Genomic DNA, 15,371 nt, shown 5'->3' on the forward strand with positions numbered 1-15,371 from the left:
AAATACCATACCATCGGAGGAATATTCATATGGAAAGCAACGCTGTTCTCACAAAAGTCTTAAATGGGACCATTCTTGCCGTCAAATCGGTCCTTCCCTTCTCGTTAGTTATTCAAAAGCCTTCTTTCCTGAGGCAGCCATTCGAGCAGGAATCCATCAGCGTCCTTATCGGGATGACGGGCGATATTCGGGGCAGATTGATCATTGAGGGCACAAATGAATCCATGAGTAAAATTGGTGAAAGCATGTTTGGCATGCCGCTGGAAGGCGAAATGCTTGAATCTTTTGCAGCAGAACTTGGCAATATGCTCGCAGGAAATATGACAACTTCCTTAGCAGCGGATACAATCATGGATATTACGCCACCCACCGTCATTGTGGGCAAGACGAAATTGTACGGGTTTAATGAAGCGATCAATTTACCCATCTCTTTGGAGGGTGCAGGAACGCTACATTTCATCTTCATGATTGAAATGTAGTGATATCCAATAAAGCCCCCTTACCGATGAGGTAAGGGGGTGATTTCAATCTTCCTCTTTTACGGAAGATTGATTTTGTACTTGAATAATGATGTTTTGAAACTCCTCTTTGCCACAAACACTGCATCTAAACTCCTGACTTAAAATGGTGCGACAATGAATGCAATATTTTTTTTCCATCTCTATCACTACTTTCCTGAACATATACTATCAATATATTCATAAACGGAAGATAGTTTCCTTTTATCTGAAAAAATCAGTCATTCTTTATCGACGCTTCATTTTCCTGGACAAAAAATGCCCAAATTCTCTTATATTGAGATTTTAGGGCATGATTTGTCTGAATCTATTACTATTTAGGCCGCCTTCTGGCCATCGATACGTGCTTGCTTTACTTTTCCCTTTGTCGGAATGATGTTGAAGATGATATTCAGGAAAATCGCTGTCAAACTTCCGGCAACAATTCCGTTTTCCGTCAAGATTCGAAAACTTTGCGGAATTTGGGCAAATAACTCAGGAACGACCGTTACCCCAAGTCCCATGCCGACTGAACAAGCGATGATCAATAAATTTTCTTGGGATGCAAAGTCCACTTTGCTCAACATTTTGATCCCGGCTGCAACCACCATGCCGAACATCGCCACCATTGCACCACCCAGGACGGATGAAGGAATAATGGTCGTGAATGCACCAATTTTCGGAACAAAACCAATGAAAACAAGGATACCAGCCGTTGTATAAATGACATTCCTTGTTTTAATGCCTGACAATTGAATCAAGCCGACATTTTGTGAAAAAGCGGTATATGGAAATGCATTGAACAAACCGCCAATCATGATGGCTAGCCCCTCAGAACGGTATCCACGAGCTAGATCGTCTTCTGAAATCTCTTTTTCCGTAATTTCACCAAGAGCATAATATACGCCAGTGGACTCCACCAAGCTGACTATCGCCACCAAGGTCATGGTGATGATCGGTGTGACATGGAATGTCGGAAGGCCGAAGTAGAAGAAATGCGGCATATGCAGCCACGTAGCGTTTGCCACTGAACTAAAATCCACCTTCCCAAGGAAGAATGCCACCAAGGTACCGGCCAACAGCCCCAATAAAATGGATATGGACCGTACGAATCCCGTTGAGAATTTATACATGAATATGATGAATAATAAAGTACCAAACCCAAGAGCTACGTTCGTCAAGTCACCGAAATCCTCAGCCCCTTGACCTCCGCCAAGATTGTTGATCGCGACAGGAATGAGTGTGATGCCAATGATCAAAACGACCGAGCCAGTGACAATCGGCGGGAAGAACCTTGCCAATTTACCGAAGAATTTACTGATTAACACGACAATCAATCCCGAAACCAAAATGGAGCCATAAATGGAGTTGATTCCATATTGCGTACCAATGGCTATCATCGGGCTAACTGCTGTGAACGTGCACCCCAGGACGACAGGAAGGCCAATCCCAAAGAATTTATTTTTCCATACTTGCAATAAAGTTGCTATTCCACACATTAAAATATCAATCGATACTAAGTAAGTTAACTGCGCTGCGGTCAATCCCAGCGCCCCTCCGACAATCAATGGAATGACGATCGCACCTGCATACATGGCAAGAACATGCTGTAATCCTAAGGAAGCAACTTTTAATGGTGATTGATTAGACATTGATTGGAGCCCCTTCCTTTTCTTCAACGAACGTTATCTCACCGAATTTCAACTCTGCTATTTCTGCAAGCGACTCCACTTGAAAGCCTTGTTCCCTAAGGTCCTTCCCGCCACTTTGGAAAGCTTTTTCTATAACGATGCCGATTCCTACCACATCTGCTCCAACTTGACTGCAAATATCCACCAAGCCTCTAGCTGCTTGACCGACCGCAAGGAAGTCATCGATGATCAAAACCTTATCCCCTGCTTCAATATATTTATTCGAAACCGTGATTGTATTGGTTTCTTGTTTTGTAAAAGAGTGGACCGAGGCAGTCACTAAATCATTGGTCAAAGTAAGCGATTTACGTTTGCGTGCAAAGATCAGCGGGACTCCCAATTCCAAGGCTGCCATCAATCCAGGGCCAATTCCTGAAGATTCAATGGTCAGTACTTTCGTTATTTCCTTTTGTTCAAAACGTTTGGCGAATTCTTTACCGATTTCTTTCATCAGCAAAGGATCCATTTGATGATTTAAGAATGAATCCACTTTTAATATGTCTTCAGATAAAGCTTGGCCCTCTGATAAGATTTTTTCCTTTAAAAGTTGCATGATGGTTCCTCCCAATATTGGATGTTTAGTGACCCATAAACCATGCCTATTTTCCCGACAAATAAAAAAGCCCAGGAAACATTGCGGCACTTTGTTGGAGTGAGGCAATATTTCCTGGGCATACATGAAAAATGAATCAGCAAAAGCCTTCCATTGTATGCGACAGAATCCATTACTCACCCATAGTCGAATCATTTACGGTAATTCGGTAGAAACTTGCAGGCCATATCCCTGCTATTATACGAGTGAAACTTTATACTTTTATTAATATATGAATTATAACAACGCTTGTTTAATTTGAAAAGGCATTTTTTATAAAAACCGAACTTTCTATTAAAATATGAAAATATCATTCGTTTTTTTAGAAAATTTCGACATTTACAACAAGCCAATTCTCCGCTCGGTCCAAAAATATGTGAAGACCCTGGCAATTTTGCCAAGGTCCCCCTTATTCTATTCGATTTTATAAACAGCTTTGTATTTATCTTCAAGATACTGAATCAAATACTGAACATTCAACCCTTCCCCTGTCGTCTCTTCCAATATTTCCAAGGGTTTTTTTGTTTTTCCGTATTTATGTATCTTCTCATTCAGCCATATCCTGATTGGGGCAATGTTGCCGGATTCCAACAAATCATCAAAGTCTGGCAAGTCTTTTAGCATGGATTGCTTGATTTGGGCTGCATACATATATCCCAATGCATAAGATGGAAAGTAGCCAAAGCTGCCGTCTGACCAATGTACATCCTGCAATACGCCCATGGCATCATTCTCAGGCACGATCCCCAAATATTCCTTATACTTTTCATTCCAGAACTTAGGTAAATCCTTCACTTCAAGCTCTCCGTTAAACAGGGCTTTTTCCAATTCATACCGAATCATGATGTGTAATGGATAGGAAAGCTCATCTGCTTCGATACGGATGAACGAAGGCTTTGATTCGTTAATGCCACGGTAAAAGTCATCCAGTGTCACATCATTGAATTGGTCTGGAGCAAATTCTTTTAGAAGGGAAAATTTATTCTTCCAGAAACTATGGTTCCGTCCAATGAAGTTTTCGAAAAACAATGATTGTGATTCGTGAATTCCCATTGAAGTCCCTTCATCAAGTAGTGTCCCGGTTAGCTCCTCGGCGATATTCTGCTCATAAATGGCATGTCCGCATTCATGGATCGTCCCAAAGATGGCCCCCCTGAAATCATTTTCATCGTAGCGGGTCGTCACCCGGACATCACCGCGGTTTATCCCAGTCGCAAAAGGATGAACGGTTTCATCCAGCCTGCCAGCCTTGAAATCATATCCCAGCTGCTCTAAAACGGCCAGGTTCAGCTGATGCTGCTTATCTTTTGGAAACTTTTTATAAAGGAATGCCGTTTCAGGTGGATGTTCACTTGCTGCGATTCGCTTTACAAGAGGAACTATACTCGCACGAAGTTCACCGAAAACCTTGTCAAGTATATCTACGGTTACACCTGGCTCATACATATCCAAAAGGGTATTATATTTCTGCCCCTCATAGCCCCAATACTCAACGAACTTACGCGTATACGCAACGATTTGCTCTAAATATGGTTGAAATAACGAAAAATCCGCTTTTTCCCTTGCCTCTTCCCAAGCACTTTCAGAGCGGGATTGCAAAATCACGAATTCTTTGAATTCATCTGCAGGGATTTTCTTGTTTCTGTCAAACTCTTTTTTACACTCTTGTACCATTTTATTGGTCGTCTCGCTCAAGCGTGTTTCCCCCATGGCAAGTTCTATAATGAAGGACTCCATTTCTTTACTTGTGCTCATATTAAAAACCTCTGAGGATAATACCCCAATGACTTCTGATCGCTGCTCCACACCCTTTTTCGGTGCCCCTGTGCGCAAATCCCAAAAAATCAGCGCAAGGGCCTCCTTATAGGCTGCAATTTTCTTAACATAATCTTTAAATTCATTTTCTATCAGTTCGATACCCTCATTATTCATATTCATTGCTCCTTCCACCTACAGTTTACCATATTATACTAAAAACCTTCACCTCAGAACTATCAGCAAAAAAAAGAGCCAAGGAGCATGCCCCTATAGCTCTAAATAGTATGTGAGTTTATAGCGTTACAGGAAGTACGGAGACAATCTTAGCTTTCACTTGCTCCGTCATATCCTTATCCGTCAATATCTGTACGGTCCCGGAGTCATTGCTCGTCCTGATCAAACGGCCAATTCCTTGACGCAGGCGGAGGAGCATGTAAGGAAGATCCACTTCCTCGAATGCATGGGCGACTGAATTCCGTTTCGCTTCAAAAACCGGATCACGCGGCGGGAAAGGCAAGGAGTGTATCACGACATTTTTAAGTGATGATCCTGGAACATCCAGACCCTCCCATAAATGATAGGAGAAAAGAGACGATTGCTCTTCTTCTTGAAATTTCTTAACAAGCTCGCTGATTTCCGCTTCCCCTTCAAAATAAAAGGGATAAGCTGATTCCGGACAATGATTCTTGAACCAATGCAATTCCTCTTTAGAGTGGAATAACACCAGCGTCCTTCCTTCATTTTCCTCAATCGTTTTCAGTGTATACTGAAGTTTCGCCAATTGATCACCCGCTTCAAAGACAGGCATTTTCATTTTCATGACTTCATCATAGTCGAATGGAGATTCGACAGAGAAGCTGTCATACTTTTCTATCCCTAAGCTATCGGCAATGTATTGGAAAGATTTATTATCCGATAATGTTGCCGATGAGAAAATGTATGGGATCTTTTTAGAAAAGACTTGTTCAGACAGGATATCCTGTACCAGCCTTGGCATGATGACCAATGTCTTCGTCATCTCATTTTCTTCAAACCAGGAAACGGCCTGCTCATCCCTCACGAATAGTGAAAGCGAGTAGCCAAGCTGTTCTAAATATTCTTCCGTCACTTTTAGGTCATAATCATTGATCGTGTACATTTCCGCTTCAAAAACGAGGCTTTCCTCCAACTCTTCAACCTTTTTATGAAGCTTTTGGGCGAAGCTCGTTATTTCTTTGGACATCGGGATTTCATAGCGATTCGATCCGCTTACATGGATCGCTTTTTCATCGAGCAAATCAAAAAACTCTTCATTGATGTCAATTAAGTCTTCAATGATGTATAGCGTTTCTTCACGAACCTGATTGCCTGTTAGCAATTCCAAAACGGAAGCAAGCGTTTGTTCGCCGACTTTGTACGTTAACGCCTTTTGAGCAGCAAATTCCAATAGATGGCCTTCATCAAAGACGACGCAGCTATGCTCTGGAAGTAACGGCAATTGTCCTTCACGCTTCCGCTTCTCTTTAGTCCATACATGCTCCATAAAAAAGTCATGTGAACAAATGATCAAATCACTTGATTTTCGATAGTGATCCCTTGATAGGGTCTGACCGCAGCGATGCCGTTTATCACAAGTAAAACAGTTTTGAAGCTGATCCCAGCCGACTTTGGACCAATCCTCATCATTTAAATATGGATACTGTTTACGATCACCATATGGTGTATAGGCGTTCATGGATGAGTTATCATGGACAAACTTCGGAAGTTCATCATAAAGCTGATCTATTCCTTCAGAATCTTCATGGTTGACTGCATGCTCCAATTTTTTAAGACAAACATATTGATCGTGATATTTTGCAAGACGGACATCCACTTCTATACCTAAAGCATTTTTGATTTTTTCAATGTCGCCTTCTTCTTTCACAAGCTGTTCAATCAACGTTTCATCTGCACATGAAATGATTGCCGGCTTATTCGTATATCTTGCATAACAAATCGCATATAGTAAATAGACCAAGGTCTTACCGGTCCCTACACCAGCTTCAGCAAAGCTTACATTCTTTTCTTTAAAGGCTTTTTCCAATTGAAAGGCCATGAAGATTTGTTCATCACGCAGCTCGAATCCTTTTTCGGGAAGAATATCGTAAAAAACATCACCGATCCATTCTGAAAGCTTATCGTAAAAAGAATCTTCCTTTGTTACCGAAAAAGGCAGTGTTTTAAGCATCCTGGTCTCCCCTTTTATCTATCATAAGTAAGTCTAATCCGCACACTAATTTTCTTAAGCAAAAGTATATTATCCTTTATTGCACTTTAATAGTCAAGATATTTGCCAATATACCAAATATGAAAGCCCCATATATGCTGTCCCTTTTTTCATTCATATTGAAAAAAGGCTGTTTACGCATACTTTTTTGCCATTCATCAAGTAATGCTGTGTGGTTGACTTCCCCACCAATCAACCTTAAATGGTTCCGTTTTAAAAACAATAGCCTTACGAAAAGCGCCAAAATAAAAGACAGGCTCTTAAGAGCCTGTCTGTAAATAATATAGGGTTGAATTAAGCTTTGTTTACGTTTGATGCTTGTGGTCCACGTTGACCTTGTTCAACATCAAATGTAACATCTTGGCCTTCTTCAAGTGTTTTGAAACCTTCGCCTTGAATAGCTGAGAAATGTACGAATACATCGTCTCCGCCTTCACGTTCGATGAAGCCAAAACCTTTTTCTGCGTTAAACCATTTTACTTTACCTTGTTCCATTTTTGTTGCCTCCTAGTGTGTTCTCCACACATTATATTACTATCCTTGCTCATTGCACATTAAGGTATTCCTTAAATCTGAACAAAAATAATTCACTATTAGAATAACAGAAAAGGAAATGATAAGCAAGACTGGAACCTATTATGAATAAAACGTCCTGACTATTCAAAATGTTCCATTATTCAGGACCTACTCATCCACTCGAGGCTGTCTCGGCGGGCGTTTCCCCCAATATTGATAAAGATCGGCCCGAATGAAACCGTTAAATAGCTTCCTTTTTTTAGTTGCCGGTTTACCATAATGCTGCTCGAAGTCAGGATTGGAGGTAATCATGTATACGGACCATGTATCTAGCTTCTTGAAGGCTTGGCCCATTTCCCGGTACATCCGTTCAACCTCTTTTTTCTCCCCGAGACGTTCTCCATAAGGCGGATTCCCGACGATGACACCATACTCTTTCCTGGTTGAGATATCCCGCACCTGCATCTGCTTGAAGTCAATCAAATCCCCTAGGCCCGCTTCAAAACTATTAGCTTTGGCTATATCGACCATCCGATGATCGATATCACAACCGGAAATGTCCAAATACTGATCATAATCGGCTAAGTCCTCCGCTTCATTCCTCGCTTCATCCCAGACCTTACCGTCCATCCACGACCACGTTTCCGCAACAAATTCCCTATTGAATCCAGGTGCTATATTCTGCCCAATCAAAGCTGCTTCGATCGGAATCGTTCCAGATCCACAGAATGGATCTATAAAGGGTTTATCCGGTTTCCAATTGGTCAGCATGATCAAGGCTGCGGCCAGTGTTTCTTTAAGGGGAGCTTCCCCCTGCCCGGTCCGATATCCCCGTTTATGCAAGCCTGCACCTGAGGTATCCATTGTAAGCGTCACTACATCTTTCAAGATGGAAACTTCAATTTTAAACAAAGGACCAGTCTCAGCAAACCAGGATACTTGTTTATATTTGCTTTTCAATCTGTCAACGATCGCCTTTTTGACGATAGCCTGACAATCAGGCACGCTATATAGCTGCGATTTAACGGATTTACCGCTAACAGGGAACTCGACATCGGCAGACAAATAATCTTCCCAATTCAAGGCCTTCGTTTTTTCAAACAACTCATCAAAAGAATATGCTTTAAATTCTCCGATTTTAATTTTGACTCTATCTGCACTCCGAAGCCATAAATTGGAGCGGGCAATGGCAGATTGGTCTCCTTTGTACATGATCTTTCCATTTTCGACCTGACATTCGTAGCCTAAGTCCCTAACTTCCTTGGCAACAATGGATTCCAATCCCATTGCTGACGTAGCGATAATATCGAATTGTTTCATTAGCCTTGCACCTTCTTTCCATTAATCCAAATCGATGTCACCCAGCGCTGCCTTCCTTTGCCGGACGGGACATCGATTTAAGCAAGTAAAGCTTTCTTCAAAAAAGTTCACTTTCCATTTTAATTCTCTTAGCGTTCGTCATTGATTGCCGCTTTACAAAGCTTCGCCGTATGCAGTCCCTCCAACGCTAAAAGCTTACACACATTCTATGTATCGACTGGCAAGCACCGGAATCGTTTATTGATGAAATTTCGATACTCGTGCAGCTATTCACAACCATCCATATAAACTATTATTGAATCCTTATATTATATAGGATACCCAGAATCATGGAATAGCTTAACGATCTCACGTATTTTTTAAGAAGCATACAGGCAGTGGATGAAATAATCCATTGTCCTTCTGATAACCGGAAAACTTTGTGATTCTTGATTTCGAAGCCCACCAAGTACTTAGTGTAACACAGAGGAGTTTTGGATATCGAAAAATAATGAAATCCGTCCACTTTTTATTAAAGGGCTGCTTCATATAACAAAAACTCTCCTTCATAAAAGGAGAGTTGTGCTTTTGATATAATATGATAACGTTCTGTAAGCCATGTTTTGTTCCTCAGTACTGCAAGCGACTTGCGTCTCGTACTTCGGCGGTAATCATCTATCTACAGAAGCATGGCTTCTGTCCTTCTCCTCGTTCAATTCCAAGGAAGAAAGCGCCCCTACCATTAATTTGGGTTTCTCGCTCGTGGGGTTTACCTCGTTCCACCCTTTACATTTCTGTAAAGGCTCCGTCACTGTGGCACTTTTATAGGTAGTCATGCCATATCCAAAAGGACTTAGGCATTTTCCCAGCCGTCAGCAATCCAAGACTGCTGCCCAAGCTTATTTTTTCGCCAGGCACGAACACTACGGACATCGCAGTCCGTGCGAGCATGGACTTTCCTCTACTGCAAAGAATGCAGCAGCAATTACCCAAACGTTAACATAACATCATTGATTATACTTCATTACTTATCAAAACACAACACCAAAATCATTTTCCTTTTTGTAAAAGATCTTAATCAAAAAGCTTGTTTCCAAAAACGTGCTTTTCCAGATTGGATAACCGTTTTAGGATGTCAAAGTTAGTGGTTCCCGGAGTTGCACTGGGAGCAGGTTGGTTGGGACGTTTTGTACTTTCTTCGGCATGTTTTTTCAATTTGAGATTTTCTTGCTTAAGATCTTCGATTTCCTGATGGAACACTTCATAATCTTTAATGATCAGATCCAGGAATTGATCGACATCTTCAGGTTTATAACCGCGCATGGCTGTTTTAAAATCCTTCTCAAGAATATCTTTAGCCGTTAATTTTATCTTATCGGATAGCATAAGACTTCACCTCAATACTTTCGCCAATACAATCGACTTTTTATTATTTTTTCAAATCTGACCGGGTTTGTCAACGAAACACACCAATAAATGAATACTGTTTACGTGCACGCTATGTACTCCCGTGAATCTCTACCTAAATTTCATCATAATATGAATGGCTTTCAGAAACAACTTTTAATCCATATTATTTTCACACAGTCATTGTTCCGACCAGTTGCCCTCTTCCGCCGCCATTTGCAGGTCATCAAAGTTTACCTGGTAGATTGGGTATGGTTGATTTCCCGCCTGTTTCAGCGCTTCATAATATGGGTATTTGGCTGAACCATCTTTTTCGGCTTCAAAAATGATGAGCATCGCATCACTTTTATGGATCATATATTTATTTTTCATTTTCAATTGTTCGGGCCCTTCATATGGTTTATTGAATATGGATTGCACAAAATCGGCACGTGCCAATATCGATCGATAATACTCTTGATTGGTCTCGTTCCATGATTCCTCCTGTTTCAGGAAGGGTGTGAGAACGCCTAATTTCAGCTGTTCATAATGCTCCCGCATTTCAAATACCACTTCGGCTCCCCAAAGCTCGGTACCTAGCTGACCGGATATGATTACCCATTCCAGCCCATCTTCCACCAACGGCAAGAGACGCTGTTCAATCGCTTTCTTTATATATCTTACGGCTTCGTGGTCATTTTTGAATATCCCGAATTCAAAAGCTTTGTAGCCAGTCAAATATAAAACCTTCATTGCTTGGCCAATCTCCCTTTTTAGTGATTATGTATGAAAATAAGGGCTTGATAGCCCTTATTCATTAGTATCCGAAATGCCTAGGTGGACAGCACGGGTTGTGCGGCTTGCCACAAATCAAGTTTTGGGTATAGCATTCATTCACCACGGATTGTGTATGCGGGAAGTAATGTTTATACGTGTTCACATGTTTGTTGACGGTTGTCGTATGTGATGGATGAACGACAGGAATCACTGTGTTCGATACATTCGTATTGACATATTGCTTCGTTGGGTTGACTTGTGCTGGAGCCGTTTGGGATGGAAGTGTTTGCGTTGGGCTATATTGCATCGGTGGGGAATAAGCACCCATCACATTGGAGTTATTATTGTTGGATACGCCCATAACGTTAGAGTTGTTGTTGTTGGATACGCCCATTACGTTATTATTTGATACACCCATTACGTTATTATTTGATACGCCCATAACATTGGCGTTATTGTTATTGGATACGCCCATTACTCCTGGTGCGTTCCCATAAGCTCCCATTACATTGGCGTTATTTCCTCCACAATTACGAAAATTCATTTAAAATACGTCCCCTTTCGTCTGATAAGTTTAGTCTTACCATTACAGACTATGAAAAAAGGGGGAGACGTGTACTGAGGAAATGACCTATTTATACCGAATAGGCATAAAACTCTTGTGACGGACGCCGCATACACATCATATACAGTGGCTAACCCTTAATGCGATTCATTCAGGTTATGCTTTTTCTTATAAAAAGGAGTATAAACTGCCTTTTAGTGATGTAAATAAAACAATCGTTAAACAAAGGACAACAAAAAATAGAAATAAAGTCGTTTTATGCATTTCTCCGCTCCGCTTTCAAATTTAATTGATGTCAAGAAGTGAAAGCAGCATCAAGAGGCTTTCACATCCTCAGCTCTTTCCATTTTACACATAATAGTTGAAGGCTACAATATTTGTATTCTTTTTTTTACTCACTGATTGGCATCGCTGATTTTCTTGCACCATTGGCAATATCGTTGGATTTTTTTTTCTGTTCGAGCCGGTGAATCCTTTTTTCCAGCTCGATTTGTTTTCTTTTGGAAGGGAGTCCCAGCTCTTCCCCCTTCATCTCTTGTTGTGCAGCTAAAGAGCATTCGATAGCGTTGGGTATATCCTTGAATTGATGCTCATATAATTTTGCACATTCAATACTTGCCGCTATCCTTAACTGTACTTGCCCCTTCAAGGCAACCTCCCTCCAAATTTCCAGCGCTTCATTGTATTGTTTCTGCTTCTTTTTCTGAAAAGCAAGGGCGTGGCCGGCAATAATCCGGTCTTCTTCGTTTCCAGCTGCCAGTATTTTTTCATAGGCATCCACCGATTCTTGTTTCTTCCCCAAGTAATCGAGCCATCGTGCAATTTCCATTGATTCTTCCGTATATCCATCCATTTGGAGAATTTTCCGGGACAAATGAATATACAAAGTGATCAATGATAAAACATCCATTTCATTGTGCTTCATGATCCCGAATAAAATTTCCGGATTCTTTCTCTCAACAAAATCAAAATATATCATCGGTGCCAAATATCCGGGAATGTCATCCTTCCGATGTACTCCTAGAATATCCGTTTCGACTGCCGACAGCTTCACGCGTTCCAATTTATTTTTCCATAGCCTCCTAGAAGCATGGTATAGATCGAAATGTCCGAATTCAGGGAGTTTCGGAACGTGTTCCTTAATCAGGGTATGCCTCGTTTTTAACTGAGGCCAGTCAAATGACTTCCCATTATAAGTGACGAGCGTTTCGTAATTGATGCTTTCAAGGAAGCTTTGATATAGCGGTATTTCACTTCCTGGCTCTCGCAGGATATGCTGCTTGACGACTACCTCTTCGCCTTCAATATAAGCATATCCGAGCAAAAAAATGGTATTGCCCGCACCACCGCCAAGCCCTGTCGTCTCTGTATCGAAAAAAAAGAGCTCTTCACTTTTCCTACCCTTAGTGGAAAGTGGATGCGAAAGCGGCGTTTGATTCCATTCCTTTACGATCTTTTTCAGTTCGGAAAAGGCATATATCCCATGTTCATGATTCAAAGGGTAGCGTACCTCCCTGATGAAACAATAGTCATCATCGAAATGATAAGAAACGGTATCGTCCTCCAACCACTTGTCGAGATAAGGAATGTCCTTTCCGGTCCCGGCATTTTTAGCAACAGGCAAAGAATGCGTAGCCGGCTCTAGATTCATATGCTTTTTCATCCGGTTTAATTTATTTTTTAAAGACATGAACAACACCCCTTTTTTCCAATATCAGCACTCTAGCACTCTATGATCGTTTTTCCTTACAAAATTGCCCTAATAACCTTTTGGCATCACTTTTGGCTGTCATGGCAGCGGATTCCGTTCCAATACAGGAAGGGCAGCCGCTTTCACACGTACAATTTTCAATCATTGATATCGTTTCTTGGAGAATCAGCTCAGAATTCTCATATACTTTATCACTTAAGCCTATCCCCCCTGGATAACTATCATAGATAAAAATCGTCGGTTTCTCATTATGCGCCGCCTTAACCTGGGGATACACATGGATATCATGAGGATCGCACATAACATATAGCGGAATTATGCAATTAAGTGCATGGGAGGCACCTATCATGCCTTGCTCGATGCGATTTTCGTCCCATTCAAATATATCAGGCTCCGTTGATAGCATCGCGGAACTTGTATGTAATTCCATTTCAGGCAAAGTGATAGGACCTGATCCAATGTTTTCGTGCGTTTCAAATTTGATTTTTTTGAAGATCGTCGGCATCGCCCGGATGGCTACGTCACCAAAGGCCGCAGAAGTGGAAGCGAAGATCCGCTGTTTATCCACTTCCAATACAGACAGCTGCACAGCCAGGTTAGCATCCGTATAATAATCCACATTCACTTCACGCACAAAAGCTTTCTTTTCTTCCCAATCCAGTTTTTCCACTTGGAATTGGGTGCCCTGATGCAAATAGATGGCTTCGTCGTGAAGAAGAGTCATCGCACTGAACGTATCCATCTCTCCTATGACCTTATTGCCCGGGGCATTGGTTTGATCGATAATTACGACATTCTCCTGGGCTGCTGAGCGAAGGCTTATATTGCTTGCAGGAAATGCATCGTTCATCCAATGCCATTTATCGCCATTCTGATGCAAGACCCTTTCTTCGGTAAGGAACTCCAGCACGTCCATGATTTCTGCCTTTCCAAACGTATCCCCTTTTTTAAACGGGAGCTCATATGCGGCACACTTGACATGATCAACCAAGATCAGAAGATTATCCGGATTGATTCTTGCCGTTTCTGGATTTCTGTTAAAGAAATAATCAGGGTGCTGTACAATATATTGATCAAGGGCGCTGGAGCTGCCAACCATGATGATCAGTGCTTCACCATGCCTTCTTCCCGCTCGGCCGGCCTGTTGCCAGGCACTTGATATTGAACCAGGGTAACCGGTCATGATGCAAACTTGAAGCTGGCCGATATCGACTCCCAGCTCCAGTGCATTTGTTGATATCACTCCATAAATGGAGCCATCCCTCAAGCCTTGTTCAATTTCTCTACGCTGCGTCGGAAGGTAGCCGCCACGGTAGCCCCTGATCGATTTTGGCCCGAGCTGCTTTGATACAAGTTCCTGCAAATACGACAATAATATCTCTACACGAACCCTGCTCCTGGCGAAAACGATCGTTTGAATTTTATTTTTCAAAAACTCGTTTGCCAGCCTCCTGACCTCCAAAACCGCACTTCTTCGAATATTCAGCGGTTTATTGACGACTGGTGGATTGTAAAAAACAAAGTGTTTTTTCCCACTAGGCGCCCCGTTATTATTGACGAGGACCATGGGGGTTTCCGTAAGCTCCGTGGCCAACTCTTTAGGATTGTTGATGGTAGCGGATGTACACACGAATACGGGATCACTTCCATAAAACCGGCAAATTCTTTTTAACCTTCTAATGACATTTGCCGTATGACTTCCGAAGACGCCCCGGTATATATGAAGCTCATCAATGATTACATACTTAAGGTTTTCAAAAAGAGAGACCCATTTCGTATGATGCGGCAGGATTCCAGAATGAAGCATATCTGGATTGGTGATAACGATATGCCCAGCCTGACGGATTTTCTGTCTAATGTTGGAGGGTGTGTCTCCATCGTACGTGTAACTATTTATTTGAACTTCCATTTCGTCGATCATTTCGTTCAATTCGCTTTTTTGATCGTAACTAAGCGCTTTGGTAGGAAAAATATAAAGCGCCCTCGCTTTTTCATCTTCCAGTATTTTTTGAAGGACCGGCAAATTATAGCATAATGTTTTACCGGATGCCGTTGGCGTGACCGCAACAAGGCTATTGCCGCTTACCGCTGTTTCAAATGCAGTTGCCTGGTGGGTATACAGCCCATCGATTCCTCTTTTGTACAATGCCTGTTTGATTTTTTCATCCAACCGTTCCGGAAAAGGAACATGCTTAGCCTCTTTTGCTTCAATTACTTGCCAATGTACAATATTCTCATTAAAATCCTCATTCGTTTTTAAATCAGAGATAACTTCTTGTAAATCTTTTCTCAATTTCATATACCCACCTCATATCCCTATTCTACTGAATGAAC

At 41.6% G+C, this 15,371-nt stretch carries 12 protein-coding genes, 1 other RNA gene and 1 riboswitch; of the genes, 1 reads left to right on the forward strand and 12 read right to left on the reverse strand.

Translation table 11 applies throughout. The annotated features are described in order from the left end of the window. The first annotated feature begins 29 nt into the window (after positions 1–29). A complete protein-coding gene (locus ABE28_RS13935; protein WP_064462936.1) occupies positions 30–479 on the forward strand; it encodes a chemotaxis protein CheX in 450 nt (149 codons plus the stop codon). Between the two features lie 356 nt (positions 480–835). Here ABE28_RS13935 and ABE28_RS13940 read toward each other — a convergent pair whose 3' ends face one another. The 12 genes from ABE28_RS13940 to ABE28_RS14005 all read right to left on the reverse strand — a co-directional run bounded on the left by ABE28_RS13940 (position 836) and on the right by ABE28_RS14005 (position 15,336). After that, positions 836–2,149, reverse strand: coding sequence for a nucleobase:cation symporter-2 family protein (locus ABE28_RS13940; RefSeq protein WP_064462938.1), 1,314 nt, complete (start codon positions 2,147–2,149; stop codon positions 836–838). After that, positions 2,142–2,741: a xanthine phosphoribosyltransferase gene (locus tag ABE28_RS13945; protein ID WP_064463655.1), complete on the reverse strand. Its 600-nt coding sequence runs from the start codon at positions 2,739–2,741 to the stop codon at positions 2,142–2,144. Before ABE28_RS13945 ends, ABE28_RS13940 begins: the two co-directional genes overlap by 8 nt. Positions 2,742–2,904: 163 nt before the next feature. Further along, a riboswitch (purine riboswitch) is annotated at positions 2,905–3,006 on the reverse strand. Positions 3,007–3,194: 188 nt separating this feature from the next. Continuing rightward, on the reverse strand, positions 3,195–4,718 hold the full coding sequence (locus ABE28_RS13950) for a carboxypeptidase M32 (RefSeq protein ID WP_373921280.1): 1,524 nt from the start codon (positions 4,716–4,718) through the stop codon (positions 3,195–3,197). Positions 4,719–4,830: 112 nt separating this feature from the next. Next, complete coding sequence (locus ABE28_RS13955) at positions 4,831–6,744, reverse strand: ATP-dependent DNA helicase (RefSeq protein WP_064462940.1); 1,914 nt, start codon at positions 6,742–6,744, stop codon at positions 4,831–4,833. 333 nt (positions 6,745–7,077) lie between these two features. Further along, positions 7,078–7,278 (reverse strand): cold-shock protein, encoded by a 201-nt coding sequence (locus ABE28_RS13965; protein WP_034307871.1) that lies wholly within the window; start codon positions 7,276–7,278, stop codon positions 7,078–7,080. Positions 7,279–7,467: 189 nt separating this feature from the next. Then, positions 7,468–8,619: a THUMP domain-containing class I SAM-dependent RNA methyltransferase gene (locus tag ABE28_RS13970; RefSeq protein ID WP_064462944.1), complete on the reverse strand. Its 1,152-nt coding sequence runs from the start codon at positions 8,617–8,619 to the stop codon at positions 7,468–7,470. 586 nt (positions 8,620–9,205) lie between these two features. Continuing rightward, an RNA gene (rnpB, locus tag ABE28_RS13980) (RNase P RNA component class B) lies at positions 9,206–9,595 on the reverse strand. A gap of 77 nt (positions 9,596–9,672) precedes the next feature. Continuing rightward, positions 9,673–9,984: a cell division regulator GpsB gene (gene gpsB / locus ABE28_RS13985; RefSeq protein ID WP_057915139.1), complete on the reverse strand. Its 312-nt coding sequence runs from the start codon at positions 9,982–9,984 to the stop codon at positions 9,673–9,675. Between the two features lie 201 nt (positions 9,985–10,185). Beyond that, the gene (locus ABE28_RS13990) at positions 10,186–10,737 is read right to left on the reverse strand and encodes an SLOG family protein (protein WP_064462949.1); all 552 of its coding nucleotides are present in this window, start codon (positions 10,735–10,737) and stop codon (positions 10,186–10,188) included. A 64-nt stretch (positions 10,738–10,801) separates the two neighbouring features. Beyond that, positions 10,802–11,305: a spore coat protein gene (locus ABE28_RS25810; protein ID WP_257390594.1), complete on the reverse strand. Its 504-nt coding sequence runs from the start codon at positions 11,303–11,305 to the stop codon at positions 10,802–10,804. A 412-nt stretch (positions 11,306–11,717) separates the two neighbouring features. After that, positions 11,718–13,016: a ribonuclease H-like domain-containing protein gene (locus tag ABE28_RS14000; RefSeq protein WP_064462951.1), complete on the reverse strand. Its 1,299-nt coding sequence runs from the start codon at positions 13,014–13,016 to the stop codon at positions 11,718–11,720. A 40-nt stretch (positions 13,017–13,056) separates the two neighbouring features. Then, positions 13,057–15,336 (reverse strand): DEAD/DEAH box helicase, encoded by a 2,280-nt coding sequence (locus ABE28_RS14005; protein WP_064462953.1) that lies wholly within the window; start codon positions 15,334–15,336, stop codon positions 13,057–13,059. Between the last annotated feature and the right edge of the window lie 35 nt (positions 15,337–15,371).

The organism is Peribacillus muralis, from assembly GCF_001645685.2.
Taxonomy (GTDB): Bacteria; Bacillota; Bacilli; order Bacillales; family DSM-1321; genus Peribacillus; species Peribacillus muralis_A.